The sequence below is a fragment of the Buttiauxella agrestis genome (assembly GCF_900446255.1).
Classification (GTDB): Bacteria; Pseudomonadota; Gammaproteobacteria; order Enterobacterales; family Enterobacteriaceae; genus Buttiauxella; species Buttiauxella agrestis.
Window position 1 is genome coordinate 120,845 of the sequence record NZ_UIGI01000001.1, and the last position, 21,759, is coordinate 142,603.

Here is a 21,759-nt window from a genome sequence, read left to right on the forward strand (position 1 = left end):
CGGAGAGGGTATAAATAAGGTTATTGTATGTCCGAGCAGTTCCTCTACTTCCTGCAACAGATGTTTAACGGCGTCACGTTGGGCAGTACTTACGCGTTGATCGCCATCGGTTACACCATGGTTTACGGCATTATCGGCATGATCAACTTCGCCCATGGTGAGGTGTATATGATCGGCAGCTACGTCTCGTTTATGATCATCGCAGCGCTGATGATGATGGGCATTGATGTGGGCTGGATGCTGGTTGGTGCAGGTTTTATTGGTGCAATTGTCATCGCGAGCGCCTACGGCTGGAGCATCGAACGCGTTGCCTACAAGCCAGTGCGTAACTCTAAGCGTCTGATTGCACTGATCTCTGCTATCGGGATGTCTATCTTCCTGCAAAACTACGTCAGCCTGACTGAAGGTTCGCGCGACATCGCGCTGCCAAGCCTGTTTAACGGCCAGTGGGTCGTCGGTGCCAGCGACAACTTCACCGCAACTATCACCACCATGCAGTTGGTGATTTGGGTGGTAACGTTCCTTGCGATGCTGGCTTTGACACTATTCATTCGCTATTCCCGCATGGGCCGTGCGTGCCGTGCGTGTGCAGAAGATTTGAAAATGGCGAGCCTGCTAGGAATTAACACCGACCGTGTTATCTCGCTGACCTTCGTGATTGGCGCTGCCATGGCTGCGGTTGCAGGTGTACTGCTCGGCCAGTTCTACGGCGTTATCAACCCATACATCGGCTTTATGGCTGGGATGAAAGCCTTCACCGCAGCAGTTCTGGGCGGGATCGGTAGTATCCCTGGCGCGATGATTGGCGGCCTGATTTTGGGTGTCGCAGAAGCGCTGACCTCGGCGTATCTGAGCACCGAATATAAAGATGTTGTCTCCTTTGCACTGCTCATCGTGGTTCTGTTGGTTATGCCAACCGGTATCCTGGGCCGTCCGGAGGTAGAAAAAGTATGAAGCCGATGCATGTTGTTCTTGCGCTGCTTTCTGCGGCGATATTCTTCGTGCTGGCGGGCGTCTTTATGGGCGTTCAGCTGAGTCTCGATGGCACTAAGCTTGTCGTTCACAGCGCCGAAACGGTGCGCTGGGAGTGGGTGCTGATCGGTACGGCGATTGTCTTCGTCTTCCAGTTGCTGCGCCCTGCATTCCAGAAAGGCATGAAAAAAGTCTCCGGGCCGAAGTTTGTGCTGCCTGCTTTAGACGGTTCTACGCCGAAACAAAAACTGTTCCTGGCGGCACTGTTGGTGCTTGCGGTTGCGTGGCCGTTTGTGGTGTCACGCGGCACCGTCGACATCGCTACGCTAACCATGATTTACATCATTCTCGGCCTTGGTCTGAACGTGGTTGTGGGTTTGTCCGGCTTGCTGGTTCTGGGCTACGGCGGTTTTTATGCCATCGGCGCTTACACCTTTGCTCTGCTCAACCACTACTACGGTCTGGGATTCTGGACATGCTTGCCAATTGCGGGCCTGGTGTCTGCGGCGGCAGGTTTCCTGCTGGGCTTCCCGGTGCTGCGTTTACGCGGCGATTACCTCGCGATTGTGACGCTCGGCTTTGGTGAAATTGTCCGTATTTTGCTGCTGAACAATACCGAAATTACCGGTGGCCCGAACGGCATCAGCCAGATCCCAAAACCTACGCTATTTGGTCTGGAATTCAGCCGCAGCGCACGTGAAGGTGGGTGGGACACGTTCAGCAACTTCTTTAACATCGCGTACAACCCCGGTGACAGGATTATCTTCCTCTACCTCGTTGCGCTGTTGTTGGTTGTGCTGTCGTTGTTTGTGATTAACCGCCTGCTGCGTATGCCGCTGGGCCGTGCGTGGGAAGCGCTGCGTGAAGATGAAATCGCGTGCCGCTCGCTGGGCCTGAACCCAACGCGTATCAAACTGACCGCGTTTACCATCAGCGCCGCGTTTGCGGGTTTCGCCGGTACGCTGTTTGCTGCACGTCAGGGCTTTGTCAGCCCGGAATCCTTCACCTTTGCCGAATCTGCATTCGTGCTGGCGATTGTGGTGCTCGGCGGGATGGGCTCGCAATTTGCCGTTATCCTCGCCGCCGTGCTGCTGGTGGTGTCGCGCGAACTGATGCGTGATCTGAACGAATACAGCATGTTGGTGCTTGGTGGCTTGATGGTGCTGATGATGATTTGGCGTCCACAAGGCTTGCTGCCAATGTCGCGTCCGCAATTGAAGCTTAAAAAAGAGCAAGTGGAACAAGTGAAAGGAGAGCAGGCATGAGTCAGCCATTGTTATCCGTAAACGGCTTGATGATGCGTTTCGGCGGCCTGCTCGCCGTAAACAATGTTTCTCTGGAACTGCATCCACAAGAAATTGTTTCGTTAATCGGCCCGAACGGTGCCGGTAAAACCACGGTGTTTAACTGCCTGACGGGTTTCTACAAACCTTCAGGCGGAACGATTCTGTTGCGTGACCAGCACCTTGAAGGACTGCCAGGTCAACAAATTGCACGGATGGGCGTAGTGCGTACTTTCCAGCACGTGCGTCTGTTCCGCGAAATGACCGTGATTGAAAACTTGCTGGTTGCCCAGCATATGCAACTCAAAACCGGTGTGTTCTCAGGTCTTCTGAAAACGCCAGCCTTCCGCCGTTCACAAAGCGAAGCGCTCGACCGTGCCGCAACCTGGCTTGAACGTATTGGTCTGCTTGAGCAGGCTAACCGTCAGGCGAGTAACCTGGCATATGGCGACCAGCGTCGCCTTGAGATTGCACGCTGCATGGTGACTCAGCCAGAAATTCTGATGCTTGATGAACCCGCGGCCGGTCTTAACCCGAAAGAAACGCATGAACTCGATGAGTTAATCATGGAGTTACGCAACCATCACAACACTACCGTGCTGTTAATCGAGCACGATATGAAACTGGTGATGGGCATTTCTGACAGGATTTACGTGGTAAACCAGGGGACGCCGCTTGCGAACGGCACGCCGGAGCAAATCCGTAATAACCCTGACGTAATCCGTGCCTACTTAGGTGAAGCATAATGGGGGTGAGGCTTAATATGGAAAATATCATGTTGTCATTTGACCATGTGAGCGCCCACTACGGAAAAATCCAGGCGCTTCATGAGGTCAGTCTGCACATCAAACAGGGCGAAATTGTCACCCTGATTGGCGCGAACGGCGCCGGTAAAACGACGCTGTTGGGAACACTGTGTGGTGATCCACGTGCTTCCAGCGGCAAAATTACCTTTGATGGTAAAGACATCACCGACTGGCATACCGCGCGCATCATGCGTGAAGCAGTGGCGATTGTGCCGGAAGGACGCCGCGTATTTTCTCGCATGACGGTAGAAGAGAACCTGGCGATGGGTGGCTTCTTCGCGGAACGCGACCAGTATCATGAACGCATCCAACGCGTTTACGAACTGTTCCCGCGTCTGCTGGAGCGCCGCATTCAGCGTGCGGGTACGATGTCCGGCGGTGAGCAGCAGATGTTAGCGATTGGTCGTGCGTTGATGAGCCAACCGCGTTTGCTGCTGTTAGATGAGCCATCGCTCGGCCTCGCGCCAATCATCATTCAGCAGATTTTCGATACCATCGAACAACTGCGTAGCGAAGGCATGACCATCTTCCTCGTCGAGCAGAACGCCAACCAGGCGCTGAAACTCGCTGACCGTGGCTACGTGCTGGAAAACGGCCACGTGGTACTGGAAGACACTGGTGATGCGCTTCTGGCTAACGAAGCGGTGCGTAGCGCTTACCTCGGCGGCTAGTTTATCGTTTCAACCACAAGGAGCCTTTGGCTCCTTTTTTTATGACATTTTGCCTCCAGTCATAATTCCTTCACTTCATCGTAACGATCCTGTCACCTCACGGTTATTTTTCTGTCATTCGCGCATGTCATGTTTTGATGCGAACAAAAACGCGTATTTTCGCGCAACTTATTCAACTCAAAATAATTCGAGAGATAAGACATGACTGCATCGTTACGACACACAGCAATTTGCCTGGCGCTTGGATGCGTATTTAGCAGTAGCGCCATCGCCGCCACTTCCATTCCTTTCTGGCACTCGATGGAAGGCGAACTGGGCAAAGAAGTTGATTCACTGGCTCAACGCTTTAACCAGACGCATCCTGACTACAAAATTGTTCCGGTTTATAAAGGCAACTACGAACAAAACCTGGCGGCAGGGATTGCGGCATTCCGTTCGGGCAATGCGCCAGCCATTTTGCAGGTTTATGAAGTGGGCACGGCGACCATGATGGCCTCGAAAGCGATCAAGCCGGTGTATGAAGTATTTAACGATGCAGGCATCAAGTTCGACGAATCTCAGTTTGTGCCGACGGTTTCCGGGTACTACACCGATGCGAAAACCGGGCATCTGCTTTCCCAGCCTTTCAACAGCTCCACGCCGGTGTTGTATTACAACAAAGACGCGTTTAAGAAAGCCGGTCTGAACCCGGATCAGCCGCCAAAAACCTGGCAGGATCTGGCTGATTACACCGCCAAACTGAAAGCAGCGGGCATGAAGTGCGGCTACGCCAGCGGCTGGCAGGGCTGGATTCAAATTGAAAACTTCAGCGCCTGGAACGGCCTGCCCGTTGCGACTAAAAACAACGGCTTTGATGGCACCGACGCGGTTCTGGAATTCAACAAGCCCGAGCAGGTGAAACACATCGCCCTGCTGCAAGAGTTGAACAAGAAAGGCGATTTCAGCTACTTCGGTCGTAAAGACGAATCCACCGAGAAGTTCTACAACGGCGATTGCGCCATTACTACCGCCTCTTCCGGTTCGCTGGCAGATATCCGCCACTACGCCAAATTCAACTACGGCGTGGGCATGATGCCTTACGACGCAACCATCCCGAATGCGCCACAAAACGCCATTATCGGCGGGGCAAGTTTGTGGGTAATGCAGGGTAAAGACGCGGCAACTTACAAAGGCGTTGCCGAGTTTATGCAGTTCCTCGCCCAGCCTGAAATCGCTGCCGAATGGCACCAGAAAACGGGTTACTTGCCGATTACCAAAGCCGCGTATGACCTGACGCGCGAGCAAGGTTTCTACGAGAAAAACCCGGGTGCTGACATCGCCACGCGCCAGATGATGAACAAGCCGCCATTGCCATTCACCAAAGGTCTGCGTCTGGGCAATATGCCGCAGATTCGTACCATCGTGGACGAAGAACTGGAATCGGTGTGGACCGGCAAGAAAACCCCTCAGCAAGCGTTAGACAGCGCGGTTGAGCGTGGCAATCAACTTCTGCGCCGTTTCGAGCAATCGACTAAGTCTTAAGTTTTTCAGTGTCGGATGACGCTTCGCTTATCCGACCTACGAATGGCTGTTTGTAGGTCGGTTAAGGCGAAGCCGTCACCCGACATTGTTCAGGAAAAGAATTACTTATGTCATCATCTCGTCCTGTATTCCGTTCCGGCTGGCTGCCTTATGCGCTGGTTTTGCCGCAGCTGATTATCACCATTATCTTTTTCATCTGGCCTGCGGGCGAAGCGCTGTGGTATTCGCTGCAAAACGTCGATCCGTTTGGGCTTTCAAGCACCTTTGTCGGGCTGGATAACTTCAAACAGCTTTTCCACGACAGCTATTATCTCGACTCCTTCTACACCACCTTAATTTTCAGCGGATTAGTGGCAGGCAGCGGCCTGCTGGTGTCGCTATTTTTCGCTGCCCTCACGGATTATGTGGTGCGCGGCAGCCGTATTTATCAAACGTTGATGTTACTGCCGTATGCGGTGGCGCCCGCGATTGCCGCCGTATTGTGGATCTTCCTGTTCAACCCTGGGCGCGGCCTGTTAACGCACCTGCTGGAGCAGTTTGGTTATCACTGGAACCACGCGCAAAACAGCGGTCAGGCGATGTTCCTTGTGGTGTTTGCCTCGGTCTGGAAGCAAATCAGCTACAACTACCTGTTCTTCTTCGCTGCACTTCAGTCGATTCCTCGATCCTTGGTCGAAGCCGCTTCCATTGATGGGGCCGGGCCGGTGCGCCGCTTCTTTAAATTGTCGCTGCCGCTGATTGCGCCAGTGAGTTTCTTCCTGCTGGTGGTGAATCTGGTTTACGCCTTTTTCGATACCTTCCCGGTTATCGACGCCGCAACTGGCGGTGGCCCGGTACAAGCCACTACCACGCTTATCTACAAAATTTATCGCGAAGGTTTTGCCGGTCTCGACCTTTCCGCATCGGCGGCGCAATCGGTAGTGCTGATGTTCCTGGTCATCATCCTGACCGTCATTCAGTTCCGCTTCGTGGAACGTAAGGTGCGCTACCAATGATTGAGAACCGCCGCGGGCTGACGATTTTCAGCCATACCATGCTCATTCTTGGCATCATCGTGATTCTGTTTCCGCTGTACGTCGCATTTGTGGCGGCAACGCTGGACAGCCAGGCCGTGTTTCAAACGCCAATGACGCTGATCCCAGGCTCCCATCTGCTGGAAAATATGACCCATATTTGGGTACATGGCGTGGGTGCAAACAGTGCGCCGTTTGGCCTGATGCTGCTAAACAGCTTCGTGATGGCGATGGTTATCACCATCGGCAAAATCACGGTGTCGATGCTCTCCGCTTTTGCCATTGTCTGGTTCCGTTTTCCATTGCGTAACCTGTTCTTCTGGATGATTTTCATCACCCTGATGCTGCCGGTCGAAGTGCGAATTTTTCCAACGGTAGAAGTCATCGCCAATCTCAAAATGCTCGACAGCTACACCGGTCTGACGCTGCCGCTAATGGCTTCGGCGACCGCCACGTTTTTGTTCCGCCAGTTCTTTATGACGCTGCCCGACGAGTTAATGGAAGCGGCTCGCATTGATGGTGCAACGCCGATGCGCTTCTTCCGCGACATCGTGCTGCCGCTCTCGAAAACCAATCTGGCGGCGCTATTCGTCATCACCTTTATCTACGGCTGGAACCAGTATCTGTGGCCGTTGCTGATTGTCAGCGACGTCAACCTCGGCACTGCCGTGGCGGGTATCAAAAGCATGATGTCTTCCGGTGAAGGCTCGACCCAGTGGAACCAGGTGATGGCGGCGATGCTGCTAACGCTGATTCCGCCGGTAATTATTGTTTTAGCCATGCAACGCGCGTTTGTGCGTGGCCTTGTTGATAGTGAGAAATAACGTTCATGGCAGGTTTAAAATTACAGGCAGTCAGCAAAAGCTGGGACAACAAAACCCAGGTGATTCAACCGTTAACGCTCGATGTGGCTGATGGCGAATTTATCGTGATGGTCGGGCCGTCGGGCTGTGGTAAATCGACGTTGCTGCGTATGGTTGCCGGGCTTGAGCGCGTCACCAGCGGCGACATCTGGATTGACCGCCAGCGCGTCACAGAAATGGAGCCGAAAGAGCGCGGTATTGCGATGGTGTTCCAGAATTACGCGCTTTATCCGCATATGAGCGTGGAAGAAAACATGGCGTGGGGGCTGAAAATTCGTGGCATGGGCAAAGCGCATATTCAGCAGAAAGTGGCAGAAGCAGCACGTATTCTGGAACTCGATGGTTTGCTAAAACGCCGTCCGCGTGAGCTTTCTGGCGGGCAACGTCAACGCGTGGCGATGGGGCGTGCGATTGTGCGCGATCCGGCGGTATTCCTGTTTGATGAACCGTTATCAAACCTCGACGCTAAACTGCGCGTGCAAATGCGCCTCGAATTACAGCAACTGCATCGCCGCCTGAAAACCACCAGTCTGTACGTCACCCACGATCAGGTCGAAGCGATGACGCTGGCGCAGCGCGTGATGGTGATGAACAAAGGCGTTGCCGAACAAATCGGTACGCCCGTTGAAGTTTACGAGCGCCCGGCAAGCCGCTTTGTGGCGAGTTTTATTGGCTCGCCAGCCATGAATTTGCTGGAAGGTAAAATCAGTGCTGACGGCTCGCGTTTTGAGCTGGCAGGCGGCATGGCGTTACCACTGGGAAATGCGGCAAATCTGCAACGAGGCCGCGCTGTTACCCTGGGTATCCGCCCGGAACATATTGCGCTAAGCTCACAAACCGCAGGCGGCATCCCCTTTAAGGTGGACACGCTGGAGATGCTCGGCGCGGATAATCTGGTGCACGGGCGTTGGGGCGAGCAGAAAATGGTGGTGCGCCTTGGGCATCAGGAACGCCCGCAACCCGGCAGTACGTTATGGCTGCATCTGCCTGAAAACAATCTGCATTTCTTTGATAAAGAAAATGGACAACGTTTATGAGTAACTGGCCATACCCAAAAGTCGCCGCGCATCGTGGCGGCGGAAAACTGGCACCGGAAAACACGCTGGCGGCGATTGATGTGGGTGCGCGATTCGGTCATACGATGATTGAGTTTGACGCGAAGCTGTCAAAAGACGGGCAAATCTTCCTGCTGCATGATGACACGCTGGAGCGCACCAGTAATGGCTGGGGAGTGGCGGGTGATTTGCCGTGGGATAAGCTGCTCAACGTTGACGCCGGAAGCTGGTTTAGCAATGAATTCAAAGGCGAGCCATTGCCGCTGCTTTCGCAGGTTGCAGAGCGCTGTAAAGAACATGGCATGATGGTCAATATCGAAATCAAGCCGACCACGGGCACTGACACCGAAACCGGGAAAGTCATTGCGCTGGCCGCTCGTGAATTATGGCAGGGGCAAACCGCGCCACTACTGTCGTCTTTTTCCATTGATGCGCTGGAAGCGGCACAACATGCGGTTCCAGAGTTACCACGGGGTTTGTTGCTGGATGAATGGCGTGATGACTGGCACGAGCTGACCACTCGCCTGGGCTGCGTATCACTTCATTTGAACCATCAATTGCTGGATGAAACGCGTGTGCGGGAACTCAAAGCGGCGGGTTTATTTATTCTGGTTTATACCGTGAATAATCCCCAACGAGCAGACACGCTGCTGCGCTGGGGAGTCGATACTATTTGCACTGACCGCATCGACCAAATTGGTGCGGACTTTACGGCCCAATAGTTTTCAGCGGAATGCTCGGCTGTAACGTCGAGCTACCATGAGAATTCAGCATGCTGCCATTGGTTCTCGGTTGCAGCATGTGATCCTGCCCGCTGGCGTTCGAACCACTGCCACTCAACATCCCTCCATTCGTATTCGGCAACACCTGTTGCGTCCCGACATCCAGTTCGTTTGGCAACGTTCTCGAATTATTGTTTATCTGCGATTCCAGATGCTGTTGCTGTACGCGTGTTTGTGTTTGTAACTGCTGATTCAACATTCCTTTTTGCTGTATCTGCTGCGTCTGCATTTGCTGCTGCATCCGTTGCTGACTGGGATTCTGGTAACCCGGTTGATTGGGATTATTCAGGGTATTAATCGGCTGTGCCAAACAGGTCAACGGCAGCAAAGCTGCCACAAGTAATATTTTTTTCATCGTCACTTCCTCCATTTGGGGGATCTACTAAGTTTAATCGTTTTCCGTAGTTACGAAGATTATTTAGGAGTTTTAGACCAGGCTTATTGGGCGATTGACTGGACAAACATGGAGAAAACAACGATGAAGCAGTGGAAAACTTTTCGTTCAGAAGTACTGCGTTGGATGACCATTCCTGCGCTCATGATAGGACTTTGCCTTTCTGTTAATGCTGCGCCCCCTCCGGCGGCACCCCCGGTATCCTATGGTGTTGAAGCTGACGTACACCATGCGGTGCGTGCTGAAAATGGCATGGTGGCTTCGCAAGATTCTCTCGCCACACAAGTGGGCGTCGATATTCTGAAACAGGGCGGAAATGCGGTAGATGCCGCAGTTGCAGTCGGTTTTGCGCTGGCGGTGACTCACCCGCAGGCCGGGAATATTGGCGGCGGTGGCTTTATGATGCTGCGCACCAAAGACGGTAAAACCACCGCCATTGATTTCCGTGAAATGGCACCAGAAAAAGCCACGCGTGATATGTTCCTCGACGCGCAAGGCAACGCTGACAGCAAAAAATCCCTCACTTCTCATCTTGCTTCCGGCACACCTGGCACCGTGGCGGGCTTCTCAATGGCGCTGGAAAAATATGGCACTCTGCCGCTCAACAAAGTGATTCAGCCTGCGATTAAACTGGCGCAGGACGGATTTACGGTGAACGATGCACTGGCTGAAGATTTAAAGGTGTATGGCGCGGAAGTGATCCCGAATCACCCAAACAGCAAAGCTATTTTCTGGAAAGCGGATGGCGAACCGCTGCAAAAGGGCGACAAACTGGTGCAGACCAACCTCGCCAAAAGCCTGGAAATGATTGCTGAAAATGGCCCGGATGCTTTCTATAAAGGGGCTATTGCTGACCAGATTGCGGATGAAATGGCAAAAAATGGTGGGCTGATCAGCAAAGCGGATCTGGCGAATTACAAGGCGGTAGAACGTGCGCCAATTAGCGGCGAATACCGTGGCTATGAGATTTTCTCTATGCCGCCGCCGTCTTCCGGTGGCATTCATATCGTGCAAATCCTTAATATTCTGGAAAACTTCGACCTCGCCAAATACGGTTTTGGTAGCGCCGATGCGATGCAACTCACCGCTGAGGCTGAAAAATATGCTTATGCCGATCGCTCAGAATATCTTGGCGATCCGGATTTTGTGAAAGTACCGTGGCAGGCGCTGACCAACAAAGCCTATGCGAAATCGTTGGCAGAACAGATAGATATCAACAAAGCGCGACCATCAAGCGAAATCAAACCGGGCAAACTTGCCCCATATGAAAGCAACCAGACCACGCATTTCTCGGTGGTGGATAAAGACGGCAACGCTGTAGCAGTGACTTACACCCTTAATACCGTGTTCGGCACAGGTATTGTGGCGGGGAATACCGGCATTCTGATGAATAACCAAATGGATGATTTCTCGGCCAAACCGGGTGTTCCGAACGTCTACGGGCTGGTGGGTGGCGATGCCAACGCAGTAGGGCCGCACAAACGTCCGTTGTCGTCGATGTCGCCAACTATCGTGGTCAAAGATGGGAAAACCTGGCTGGTGACGGGTAGCCCAGGCGGTAGCCGAATCATCACCACTGTGCTGCAAATGGTGATGAATACCATTGATTATGGGATGAACGTCGCCGAAGCGACCAACGCGCCGCGTTTCCATCATCAGTGGTTGCCAGATGAGTTACGTGTTGAAAAAGGATTTAGCCCGGACACCATCAAACTGCTGAAAGATAAAGGGCAGAATGTGCAGGTGAAAGAGGCGATGGGCAGTACACAAAGCATTATGGTTGCGCCGGATGGCACGCTGTATGGCGCATCTGACCCGCGTTCCGTGGATGATTTGACGGCGGGTTATTAAGTTGCCCCTCACCCCGGCCCTCTCCCTCAGGAGAGGGAGAAAGCCGTAGAGTCCCCTCTCCTGAGGGAGAGGGTTAGGGTGAGGGCGATTTACTCCGGCTTAATCCGAGCCATAAAATACGCATCCACAAACTTCCCATCACGCAGCGCGAAGTTTTTACCGGTGCCTTCTATCTCAAAGCCGAATTTACGATACACCGCCAGCGCAGGTGCGTTATCAACAAACACCGTCAACTCGATACGCTCGACGCGCAGCCAGTTATCACACAGGTCGGTCATGGCTGCCATCAACGCGCTGGCGACGCCTCTGCCATGAAAATTGCTGTCCACGCCTATGCCAAAGTTTGCGACGTGGCTGCGGCGCGGTGAGGGTTCAATCGCAAGCGTCAGTTGACCAACCACTTTTCTATCAATACATGCGACCAGATTACGGCTACCAGGCTTTGGTTCCTTCAACCGTTCCAGCCACTGCGCTTGCGGAGAATGAGGAATATGTAGCGTGTCGCGTTGCGGCGCCGGTTGAGAGTAAAGTTGATGCAGAGCTTCCGCATCGCCGATTTCAGCATGACGTATCACTATTTCGCTCATTCCTTTTCTCCTCAATTGGTTAGGTAACCCCTTCAACATTATTGACTTTTTAATTTTCGTCAACTGCCAATTATTTCTAAAAAATAGTAGACAAGTGCGAATGATAATGATTATTATTGCCATGCGTTCAGGGGAGACCCTTACGGAGACAACCTGAAAGCACGACATTGCTCACATTGCTTCCAGTATTACTTAGCCAGCCTTGCGCTGGCTTTTTTTTTGCCCTTCTGATTTGAAGCTGTAGCTGCGTTGGCTGCGCTCACTCACCCGAATCACTTACATAAGTAAGCTCATCGGGATTCGTTCTCTTGCCGCCTTGCTACAACTCCAACTCATTCGGGCAAACAACTATCGATCCGTCTTTTCGTAGGGCGGAAAAGCGCAGCGTCCTCCGCCAAAAGCAAACAACTCCATAGCCGCAAAATCACGGTGCCATCCGCCTCCGTCTCAAGTATGGTAATTGCAATTCAAAGTCAAAAAGGACGAAGCAATGACCCTACACTGCGCTTTTATAGGTTTTGGCAAAAGCACCACCCGCTACCACCTTCCTTACGTTCTGGTTCGCAAAGATAAATTCCACGTTGCCCATATCTTCCGCCGCAATGAAAAGCCTGATATCGAGCAGCAGCCGGAATATAGCCACATTCATTTCACCAGCGATTTAGACGAAGTGCTGAACGACCCGCAGGTGAAACTGGTGGTGGTGTGTACCCATGCAGACAGCCACTTTGATTACGCGAAACGCGCGTTGGAAGCCGGTAAAAATGTGCTGGTGGAAAAGCCGTTTACCCCAACGCTGGCTGAAGCGAAAGAATTGTTTGAGCTGGCGAAAGCCAAAGGGCTGACCGTCACGCCGTATCAAAACCGCCGCTTTGACTCCTGCTTCCTGACCATGAAAAAAGCCATCGAAAGCGGAAAACTGGGCGACATCGTCGAGATTGAAAGCCACTTTGACATGTATCGCCCGGTGGCTGAAACCAAACCAGGTCTACCGGCAGACGGCGCGTTCTATGGCCTTGGCGTGCATACCATGGACCAAATTATCTCGCTTTTCGGCCGCCCGGATCATGTCGCCTACGACATTCGCAGCGTGCGCAATAAAGCCAATCCGGACGATACCTTTGAAGCGCAGCTTTTCTATGGCGATATGAAAGCCATCGTCAAAACCAGCCATCTGGTGAAAATCGACTACCCGAAATTCCAGGTTCATGGCACCAAAGGCTCGTTTATTAAATACGGAATCGACCAGCAAGAAACCAGCCTCAAGGCGTACATCATGCCGGGTGAACCGGGCTTTGCGGCTGACAGCAGCGTGGGCCAGCTTGAGTACGCGAATGATGCGGGTGAAACCGTGCGCGAAGAGCTGAAACCGGAAATGGGCGATTATGGGCGCGTGTACGACGCGCTGTATGAAACCATTCTTAACGGCAAACCCAATTACGTCAGAGAAATTGAAGCCCTGACCAACCTTGAGATCCTCGAACGCGGTTTCGAGCAGGCTTCTCCTTCAACAATCACTCTCGCCTGACCTGAAAATTGACGCCGTAAACTCGTTCACTTTTTTTGAACAGAGGCGTCAATTTTCACCCTCTATGATCATTTCCGATTCGAGTCCACACTTAGTCCATCAAACGAATTGCGGAGAAACAAAATGATCTTTTTAAGAAAAGCTGAAGAACGTGGTCACGCGAATCATGGTTGGTTGGATAGCTGGCACACCTTCTCTTTCGCTAACTATTACGATGCCAATTTCATGGGTTTCTCGGCATTACGTGTGATTAACGAAGACGTGGTGGAAGCCGGTGAAGGTTTTGGTACCCATCCACACAAAGACATGGAAATCCTGACTTACGTGCTCGAAGGTGCCGTGGCACACCGCGATAGCATGGGCAACGAAGAGAAAGTCCCTGCGGGTGAATTCCAGATTATGAGCGCCGGGACCGGGATTACTCACTCCGAGTACAACCCAAGTGACACCGAGCGCCTGCGTTTGTACCAAATCTGGATTATTCCAGACAAAACAGGCATCACGCCGCGTTACGATCAGCGCCGTTTTGATGCGCCACAGGGCCGCCAGTTAGTGTTGTCACCGGATGCGCGTGATGGATCTCTGAAAGTGAACCAGGATATGGAGTTGTCGCGTTGGGCATTAGCGAAAGACGAGCAATCTGTCTATCAGATCCCGGCAGATCGCCGCATTTGGGTGCAGGTTGTAAAAGGTGATGTCTCTATCAACGGCACTCAGGCTAAAACCAGCGATGCGGTTGCCGTATGGGACGAACAAGCGATTTCGATTCACGCCAATAGTGAAAGTGAGATTCTTTTGTTCGATTTACCTCCAGTCTAATAAATACCGATAGTTACCGGTCACAACCTTCCTCGAAACCGGGGGAAGGTTGTGCTTTGTCCGTGCTAAACTTCGCTGTCGATAGTTAACCCGCACAGCAAGATAATGAAAAAGAAAAGACCGGTATTACAGGACGTTGCAGATCGCGTCGGCATAACAAAAATGACGGTCAGCCGCTTTTTGCGTAACCCTGACCAGGTTTCCGCTGCATTACAGGTAAAAATTGCCGCCGCCCTTGATGAACTTGGCTACATTCCTAACCGCGCACCTGATATTCTTTCCAACTCAACCAGTCGCGCCATTGGCGTATTACTGCCTTCGCTGACCAACCAGGTTTTTGCCGAAGTGTTGCGTGGTATTGAAAACGTCATTGATGCTTACGGCTACCAGACCATGCTCGCCCACTACGGCTATAAGCCGGAGCTGGAAGAAGAGCGTCTGGAATCCATGCTTTCCTGGAATATCGACGGACTTATCCTCACCGAACGCACCCATACTCCACGCACTTTAAAAATGATTGAAGTGGCGGGGATTCCCGTAGTGGAATTGATGGACAGCATTTCTCCGTGCCTCGATATCGCCGTCGGGTTTGATAACTTCGAAGCTGCACGCCAGATGACTGCGGCGATTATTGCTCGCGGCCACCGCCACGTCGCGTATCTCGGTGCTCGCCTTGATGAACGTACCGTGATTAAGAAAAAAGGTTATGAGCAGGCGATGAACGATGCCGGACTTGTGCCATATAGTGTAATGGTCGAAAACTCCTCCTCATATTCCACCGGTATTGAATTGTTCCGTCAGGCGCGTCGTGAATATCCGCAGCTCGACAGTATCTTCTGCACCAACGATGACTTAGCGATCGGCGCGGCGTTTGAATGCCAGCGCCAGGGTTTGAGCATTCCGAAAGATATGGCGATTGCTGGTTTCCACGGTCACGATATCGGCCAGGTTATGGAGCCGCGTCTTGCCAGTGTACTGACGCCGCGTGAACGAATGGGCCGCATTGGTGCCGAGCGTTTGCTGGCGAGAATTCGCGGTGAAGAGGTCACTCCGCAAATGCTCGACCTGGGTTTCACTTTATCTCCCGGCGGTTCAATTTAACCGTCCCAAAATATGATTTAGCTCACAGTTATACACTTTGCAAGCTAATGGTTATTGCTTATTGCGCAGGCAGCTTAGACAATGTTACCGATAACAGTTACCCGTAACAATTTCCTATAACAAATTGTTGCGCTAGTCGGAGCTTCGCTATGAGCACTACCAACCACGAAAACCACATCTACGTCCTGATGGGCGTCTCTGGCAGCGGTAAATCTGCTGTTGCAAGTGAAGTTGCTCATCAACTCAAAGCCGCGTTCCTCGACGGCGACTTCCTTCATCCGCGCTGCAATATCATGAAAATGGCATCGGGTGAGCCGCTGAACGATGAAGATCGTAAGCCGTGGCTGCAAGCGTTGAACGATGCAGCTTTCGCGATGCAGCGTACCAACAAAGTCTCTTTGATTGTTTGCTCCGCGCTGAAAAAAGTTTATCGCGACCAATTACGCGAAGGTAATCCGAACCTCTCCTTCATCTACATGAAAGGGGATTTCGAGGTCATTGAAAACCGCCTGAAGGCCCGTAAAGGTCACTTCTTCAAAACGCAGATGCTGGTCACTCAGTTTGAAACGCTGCAAGAACCGAAGTCTGACGAACCTGATGTTCTGGTGGTGGATATCGACCAAACGCTTGAAGGCGTAGTCGCCAGCACGATTGATGTGATTAATAAAGGCAGTGCGCAGTGAGTACATTAACTCTTGTTTTAACAGCAGTGGGTTCAGTATTACTGTTGCTGTTTTTAGTGATGAAGGCGCGTATGCACGCCTTCGTTGCTTTGATGGTGGTTTCAATTGGTGCAGGGATCTTTTCCGGAATGCCGCTCGATAAAATTGCGGCAACCATGGAAAAAGGAATGGGCGGGACACTCGGATTCCTCGCCATCGTCGTCGCGCTTGGCGCGATGTTCGGTAAGATTCTCCATGAAACGGGTGCGGTAGACCAAATCGCCGTCAAAATGCTGAAGGCTTTTGGCAAGAGTCGCGCACATTACGCGATTGGCCTGGCGGGCTTGATTTGCGCCCTGCCATTGTTCTTCGAAGTGGCTATCGTTCTGCTGATTAGCGTGGCATTTTCTATGGCCCGCCACACCGGAACTAACCTCGTTAAGCTGGTGATCCCACTGTTTGCGGGCGTCGCCGCTGCCGCAGCGTTTCTGCTGCCCGGGCCTGCGCCTATGTTACTCGCCTCCCAGATGCACGCCGACTTTGGCTGGATGATTCTGCTCGGCTTGTGCGCTGCAATTCCGAGCATGATTATCGCCGGGCCGCTGTTTGGGAACTTCATCAGCAAATATGTCGAGCTGCATATTCCTGACGACATCAGCGAACCGCATTTGGGTGAAGGCAAATTACCGTCGTTTGGTTTTAGCCTGTCGCTGATCCTGTTGCCGCTGGTGCTGGTGGGCATGAAAACCATCGCTGCACGTTTCGTTGAACAGGGTTCCACGCTGTACGAATGGCTCGAGTTTGTCGGCCACCCGTTCACCGCGATTCTGGTCGCGTGTCTGGTTGCGATTTACGGCCTTGCATACCGCCAGGGTATGGCGAAAGAGCGAGTCATGGAAATCTGCGGCCACGCGCTGCAACCCGCGGGTATCATTCTGTTGGTTATCGGCGCGGGCGGTGTGTTCAAGCAAGTGTTGGTGGATTCAGGTGTTGGCCCAGCCTTAGGTGAAGCGTTAACCGGGTTAGGTCTTCCGATCGCGTTAACCTGCTTCGTGCTGGCGGCAGCGGTGCGCATTATCCAGGGCTCCGCAACGGTCGCCTGTTTGACCGCAGTGGGTCTGGTAATGCCTGTTATCGAGCAATTGAACTATAGCGGCGCACAAATGGCAGCGTTGTCGATTTGTATCGCGGGCGGTTCCATTGTGGTGAGCCACGTAAACGACGCCGGTTTCTGGCTATTCGGTAAGTTTACGGGCGCTACCGAAGGGCAAACCCTGAAAACCTGGACCATGATGGAAACCATCCTCGGCACCACCGGTGCACTGGTCGGGATGATTGCTTTTACGCTGCTCTCCTGAAATGGTGCATGACGCTCTGGAAAACCAGAGCGTCATGCTTCTGAAAATACTCTCAAGACATTAACGGCAACAGCTGCTGATAAATCTGATTAAACACTTTGCGACGAGATTTGTAACGTTCATGGCGTGACATATCCGGCTTGTGCTGCTGCTCAAGTGGTAACTGCGGAAGCAGGGATTGCAAAGGTTTTTCTGGCGACATGGCGATTTGTGCCAGTCGTGCAGCACCCAATGCCGGGCCGACATCACCCCCCGTACGGTAATCCAACGTTTGCCCGCTGATATCCGCCAGCATTTGCCGCCAGTACGGACTTCGCGCACCGCCGCCAATCAGCGTGACGCTTTGTGGCGTAACGCCACAGGAATGCACCACGTCCATGCCATCCGCCAACGCGTAACCCACGCCTTCAAGTACCGCGCGCGCCAGTTCTGCCGGGCCGTGCTGATGCGTCAGGCCAAAGAAAACGCCTTTTGCCTGCGGATTATTGTGCGGTGTGCGTTCGCCTGAAAGGTAAGGCAGGAACCAGACATCGCCCGCTTCTTCATTGGCTTGTTCAGCCGCTGCCAGCAACGCAGGAACGGTATCCAGGCCGGTCAGCTTTGCTGCCCAGTCAAGGCAGGACGCCGCGCTCAACATCACGGACATTAAATGCCAGCGGTTGGGCAATGCGTGGCAAAAACTATGTACGGCGCTTTCCGGCTTGCTGAGGAAACCTTCGCTTACGGCAAAATAAACCCCCGAGGTGCCGAGCGACAACATTGCCTGGCCTGCGTCCATCATGCCGACACCCGCTGCGCCTGCTGCGTTATCACCTCCACCGGCCACAACCGGCACCGCAGGCATATTCCACGCCTGCGCCACGTCTGCTTTCAGCGTGCCGGTAATTTCACTGCCTTCGAATAAATCAGGCATTTGCTGGCGGCTGAATTGGCAGGCGTCGAGCATTTTGTCGCTCCAGTCGCGCTTCGCGACATCCAGCCACATTGTGCCGGCTGCGTCAGACATATCGCTGGCAAAAATGCCGGTCATCCGCAAACGTAGATAATCTTTAGGCAATAGCACCTTATCGACTTTTGCAAAAACGCCTGGCTCGTGGCGCTTTACCCACAGCAGTTTTGGCGCGGTAAAACCTGGCATCATCAGGTTGCCAGTAATTTTGCGCGAATCAGTAACGCTGGCTTCCAGCAAAGCGCACTCTTCGCCGCAGCGCCCGTCGTTCCATAAAATCGCCGGGCGTAAAACATTTTGCTGTTCATCAAGCAATGTTGCGCCGTGCATTTGCCCGGCAATCCCGAGTGCTTTAACACCCGCGAGGGAATGTTGTTCACCGAGTGCTTTCATCGCGCGGTCGGTGGCTTGCCACCAGTGTTCAGGATCTTGCTCCGACCACAACGGATGCGGGCGCGACACCGTCAGCGCTTCAGTACGTGTTGCCAGCACCTCGCCTTGCTCATCCAACAAAATCACTTTTACACCCGAGGTGCCGAGATCGATTCCGATGTACATACCGACTCCTACTTATACGCCCGTCATACTTCAAGTTGCAGGGGTGTTGGCTGCAGGATCTCACCCCAGTCACTTACTTATGTAAGCTCCAGGGGATTCGAGCCTTTGCCGCGTTACTCGGCAGAGCCTCGCCCCGTTGGGGCCAGCGCAAGCGCTGTTCAAAATGCTGAAGCCTTTTGTCCTGCAACTCGAATTATTTAGGGCACTCGCTACAGGTTGCACTTCATGACTACGGCTTAGATTTATTTATCGAACAGATAACGATTCACCAGGTTTTCCAGCAACTCCTGATGCCCACTTTGGTGCTGCGGCGCCAGGTTATGTTGTTCAGCGTACTGCGCAACTTGTGCCAGAGACATTTGCCCTTTCAGAATTTGCTGGCCGACTTCACCATTCCAGCCGGCATAACGTTTGGCGACACGCTTATCCAGCTCACCCTCTTCAATCATGCGTGCGGCAATTTTCAGCGACAGCGCCATGACATCCATGGCACCAATATGACCATAGAACAGATCGTACTTATCGGTGCTCTGGCGACGAACTTTGGCATCAAAGTTCAGGCCGCCTGTGGTAAAGCCGCCCGCTTTCAGAATTTCGTACATCACCAGTGAGTTTTCTTCAACGCTGTTCGGGAACTGGTCGGTATCCCAGCCCAGTTGCGGGTCGCCACGGTTCGCATCAACAGAGCCGAAGATACCCAACGCAATCGCGCTGGCAATTTCATGGTGGAAGGAGTGACCGGCCAGTGTTGCGTGGTTCGCCTCAATGTTCACTTTGATCTCTTTTTCCAGACCAAACTGCTTCAGGAAGCCGTAAACCGTTGCAACATCATAGTCATATTGGTGTTTCGTTGGTTCTTGTGGTTTCGGTTCGATAAGCAGCGTTCCACGGAAACCAATTTTGTGTTTGTGCTCAACCACCATCTGCATGAAACGGCCAATTTGCTCGCGTTCCTGGCGCAAATCGGTATTGAGGAGGGATTCGTAACCTTCACGCCCACCCCATAAAACATAGTTCTCGCCGCCTAATTTGTGCGTGGCATTCATCGCGGTGGCGACTTGTGTTGCTGCCCATGCGAACACTTCCGGGTCTGGATTAGTGGCGGCACCTGCACCGTAACGTGGATTGGTAAAGCAGTTAGCCGTACCCCACAGCAACTTCACGCCGCTTTCTTGCTGCTTTTGCGCCAGCACGTCGGTCATTTGCGCGAAGTTATTCAGATACTCTTTCAGCGACGCGCCTTCTGGCGATACGTCAACATCGTGGAAGCAGTAATACGGTACGTTCAGTTTGTGGAAGAACTCAAACGCGACATCGGCTTTGCCTTTTGCCAACGCCAGTGCATCGCCTGCCTGCTGCCATGGGCGTTCAAAAGAACCGACACCAAACATATCTGCGCCATTCCAGCAGAAGTTATGCCAGTAACAGGCCGCAAAGCGCAGGTGATCTTCCATGCGTTTGCCCAGAACGATTTCGTCTGGGTTGTAATGGCGAAACGCCAGAGGATTAGTGGATTTAGTGCCTTCAAAACGTACACGATCGAGTTGGTCGAAATAGGCTTGCATATTTGACTCCGTAATCTTAATCAGGGGGCGGCAAGTAAGCGATTCTGTAACCATCCTGTATTTTCCTTTGGCGTTGCTCAATTACGTTATTTCACACTGCGATTAAGAGAATGCTCAAATGTGCGCTGTCTCGCAAAAAACACTGGAATTAATGAAAGAAATATCTCGAGCGTTATTCCAATAAATAACGCAACAAATGTCTTTTCTAATTTAAAAGAAGATCGCCATCATAAATTAACAATTAAACAAAAAAACGTAATAGGAAGATAAAAATCTGTAATTGCCGGATTGCCATTCACAGACAACAATCACAGCCGGTCGACAGATGTTAATAATTTTTAATCCGATTTATTACACCCTACACAGGTATAAAAATATGAAAATGAAGATTAAGAACCTTTTACTAACGTTGTGTGCCTCACTCGTTCTTACCAGTGTCAGCGGCATCGCCAAAGAAGTTAAAATTGGCATGGCGATAGATGATTTACGCCTCGAACGCTGGCAAAAAGATCGCGATATCTTTGTTAAAAAAGCGGAGTCTCTGGGGGCGAAAGTCTTTGTACAATCCGCTAACGGCAACGAAGAAACGCAAATGTCGCAAATCGAGAACATGATTAACCGTGGCGTTGATGTGTTAGTTATTATTCCTTACAACGGCCAGGTATTAAGTAATGTCATTGCTGAGGCAAAAAGAGAGGGGATAAAAGTATTAGCATATGATCGCATGATTAATAATGCCGACATTGATTATTATATTTCATTCGATAATGAAAAGGTCGGTGAGCTTCAGGCGCAAAGCATTGTTAATAAAGTACCTTCTGGTAATTATTTCTTAATGGGTGGCTCGCCAGTCGATAATAATGCGAAGTTGTTCCGCGCCGGGCAGATGAAAGTATTAAAACCTTATATTGAGAGTGGAAAAATAAAAATCGTCGGCGATCAATGGGCTGACGGTTGGTTGCCAGAAAACGCATTGAAAATTATGGAAAATGCGCTGACGGCAAATAACAACAAAATTGACGCGGTGGTGGCCTCAAACGATGCAACCGCAGGTGGTGCTATTCAGGCGCTGAGCGCACAAGGCCTGGCGGGAAAAGTCGCCATTTCCGGGCAGGACGCTGATCTGGCCGGTGTGAAACGCATTATCGCCGGTACGCAAACCATGACGGTGTACAAGCCGATCACCCAGCTTGCCAATACTGCGGCCGAAATTGCCGTGGAACTCGGTGAGGGCAAACAACCCGCTTCTGACGCCACGTTGAATAATGGCGTCAAAGATGTCCCTTCACGTCTCCTGACGCCAGTCGAGGTCGATAAAGCCAACATCGACGCTACCGTTGTCGCAGACGGTTTCCATAAAAAGAGCGAGCTATAACCCACTGCGCCCGTGCATGCCACGGGCGATACCCTTAATCAGGTAA

General features: G+C 52.2%; 20 protein-coding genes. 16 read left to right on the top strand and 4 right to left on the bottom strand.

Going from position 1 to position 21,759, the window contains the following annotated elements; genetic code table 11:
* The first annotated feature begins 27 nt into the window (after positions 1–27).
* The 9 genes from livH to ugpQ all read left to right on the top strand — a co-directional run bounded on the left by livH (position 28) and on the right by ugpQ (position 8,906).
* Positions 28–954: a high-affinity branched-chain amino acid ABC transporter permease LivH gene (gene livH / locus DY231_RS00570; RefSeq protein ID WP_064514637.1), complete on the top strand. Its 927-nt coding sequence runs from the start codon at positions 28–30 to the stop codon at positions 952–954.
* On the top strand, positions 951–2,237 hold the full coding sequence (locus tag DY231_RS00575) for a high-affinity branched-chain amino acid ABC transporter permease LivM (protein ID WP_115626900.1): 1,287 nt from the start codon (positions 951–953) through the stop codon (positions 2,235–2,237). The genes livH and DY231_RS00575 overlap by 4 nt, the downstream gene beginning before the upstream one ends.
* Positions 2,234–3,001, top strand: a complete 768-nt coding sequence (livG, locus tag DY231_RS00580; RefSeq protein ID WP_034499524.1) for a high-affinity branched-chain amino acid ABC transporter ATP-binding protein LivG — start codon at positions 2,234–2,236, stop codon at positions 2,999–3,001. The genes DY231_RS00575 and livG overlap by 4 nt, the downstream gene beginning before the upstream one ends.
* 17 nt (positions 3,002–3,018) lie before the next feature.
* Complete coding sequence (gene livF / locus DY231_RS00585; protein ID WP_034499522.1) at positions 3,019–3,732, top strand: high-affinity branched-chain amino acid ABC transporter ATP-binding protein LivF; 714 nt, start codon at positions 3,019–3,021, stop codon at positions 3,730–3,732.
* Positions 3,733–3,933: 201 nt separating this feature from the next.
* Positions 3,934–5,253, top strand: coding sequence for a sn-glycerol-3-phosphate ABC transporter substrate-binding protein UgpB (gene ugpB, locus DY231_RS00590; protein ID WP_034499520.1), 1,320 nt, complete (start codon positions 3,934–3,936; stop codon positions 5,251–5,253).
* Between the two features lie 107 nt (positions 5,254–5,360).
* Entirely contained in the window at positions 5,361–6,248 is an 888-nt protein-coding gene (gene ugpA / locus DY231_RS00595) for a sn-glycerol-3-phosphate ABC transporter permease UgpA (protein ID WP_115626901.1), read from the top strand.
* Positions 6,245–7,090 (top strand): sn-glycerol-3-phosphate ABC transporter permease UgpE, encoded by an 846-nt coding sequence (gene ugpE / locus DY231_RS00600; RefSeq protein ID WP_034499515.1) that lies wholly within the window; start codon positions 6,245–6,247, stop codon positions 7,088–7,090. The genes ugpA and ugpE overlap by 4 nt, the downstream gene beginning before the upstream one ends.
* A gap of 5 nt (positions 7,091–7,095) precedes the next feature.
* Positions 7,096–8,166 carry a sn-glycerol-3-phosphate import ATP-binding protein UgpC gene (locus tag DY231_RS00605; protein ID WP_115626902.1) on the top strand — a complete coding sequence of 357 codons (1,071 nt, stop codon included), beginning with the start codon at positions 7,096–7,098 and terminating at the stop codon, positions 8,164–8,166.
* The gene (gene ugpQ / locus DY231_RS00610; protein WP_115626903.1) at positions 8,163–8,906 is read left to right on the top strand and encodes a glycerophosphodiester phosphodiesterase; all 744 of its coding nucleotides are present in this window, start codon (positions 8,163–8,165) and stop codon (positions 8,904–8,906) included. The genes DY231_RS00605 and ugpQ overlap by 4 nt, the downstream gene beginning before the upstream one ends.
* Here ugpQ and DY231_RS00615 read toward each other — a convergent pair.
* Entirely contained in the window at positions 8,893–9,321 is a 429-nt protein-coding gene (locus tag DY231_RS00615) for a DUF2756 family protein (RefSeq protein ID WP_115626904.1), read from the bottom strand. The two genes, ugpQ and DY231_RS00615, sit on opposite strands and share 14 nt — an antisense overlap.
* Positions 9,322–9,444: 123 nt before the next feature.
* On the opposite strand from DY231_RS00615, the gene ggt reads away from it, so the two are divergent.
* A complete protein-coding gene (gene ggt, locus DY231_RS00620) occupies positions 9,445–11,211 on the top strand; it encodes a gamma-glutamyltransferase (RefSeq protein ID WP_115626905.1) in 1,767 nt (588 codons plus the stop codon).
* A gap of 89 nt (positions 11,212–11,300) precedes the next feature.
* Here ggt and yhhY read toward each other — a convergent pair whose 3' ends face one another.
* On the bottom strand, positions 11,301–11,798 hold the full coding sequence (yhhY, locus tag DY231_RS00625; protein ID WP_115626906.1) for an N-acetyltransferase: 498 nt from the start codon (positions 11,796–11,798) through the stop codon (positions 11,301–11,303).
* Positions 11,799–12,288: 490 nt separating this feature from the next.
* Here yhhY and DY231_RS00630 point away from each other — a divergent pair, with 490 nt between their 5' ends.
* The 5 genes from DY231_RS00630 to gntU all read left to right on the top strand — a co-directional run bounded on the left by DY231_RS00630 (position 12,289) and on the right by gntU (position 17,266).
* On the top strand, positions 12,289–13,326 hold the full coding sequence (locus tag DY231_RS00630; RefSeq protein WP_115626907.1) for an oxidoreductase: 1,038 nt from the start codon (positions 12,289–12,291) through the stop codon (positions 13,324–13,326).
* Between the two features lie 123 nt (positions 13,327–13,449).
* Positions 13,450–14,145, top strand: a complete 696-nt coding sequence (locus DY231_RS00635; protein ID WP_115626908.1) for a pirin family protein — start codon at positions 13,450–13,452, stop codon at positions 14,143–14,145.
* Between the two features lie 105 nt (positions 14,146–14,250).
* Positions 14,251–15,246 carry a gluconate operon transcriptional repressor GntR gene (gene gntR / locus DY231_RS00640; protein ID WP_115626909.1) on the top strand — a complete coding sequence of 332 codons (996 nt, stop codon included), beginning with the start codon at positions 14,251–14,253 and terminating at the stop codon, positions 15,244–15,246.
* A gap of 149 nt (positions 15,247–15,395) precedes the next feature.
* Positions 15,396–15,929 carry a gluconokinase gene (gntK, locus tag DY231_RS00645; protein ID WP_115626910.1) on the top strand — a complete coding sequence of 178 codons (534 nt, stop codon included), beginning with the start codon at positions 15,396–15,398 and terminating at the stop codon, positions 15,927–15,929.
* Positions 15,926–17,266, top strand: a complete 1,341-nt coding sequence (gntU, locus tag DY231_RS00650; protein WP_115626911.1) for a gluconate transporter — start codon at positions 15,926–15,928, stop codon at positions 17,264–17,266. Before gntK ends, gntU begins: the two co-directional genes overlap by 4 nt.
* A gap of 52 nt (positions 17,267–17,318) precedes the next feature.
* Here the strand turns inward: gntU and xylB are convergent, their stop codons facing one another.
* Positions 17,319–18,773, bottom strand: coding sequence for a xylulokinase (xylB, locus tag DY231_RS00655; protein ID WP_115626912.1), 1,455 nt, complete (start codon positions 18,771–18,773; stop codon positions 17,319–17,321).
* 242 nt (positions 18,774–19,015) lie between these two features.
* Positions 19,016–20,338, bottom strand: coding sequence for a xylose isomerase (gene xylA, locus DY231_RS00665; RefSeq protein WP_115626914.1), 1,323 nt, complete (start codon positions 20,336–20,338; stop codon positions 19,016–19,018).
* Positions 20,339–20,720: 382 nt separating this feature from the next.
* Here xylA and xylF point away from each other — a divergent pair, with 382 nt between their 5' ends.
* Positions 20,721–21,713 carry a D-xylose ABC transporter substrate-binding protein gene (gene xylF, locus DY231_RS00670; RefSeq protein ID WP_115631737.1) on the top strand — a complete coding sequence of 331 codons (993 nt, stop codon included), beginning with the start codon at positions 20,721–20,723 and terminating at the stop codon, positions 21,711–21,713.
* The last annotated feature ends 46 nt before the right edge of the window (positions 21,714–21,759 follow it).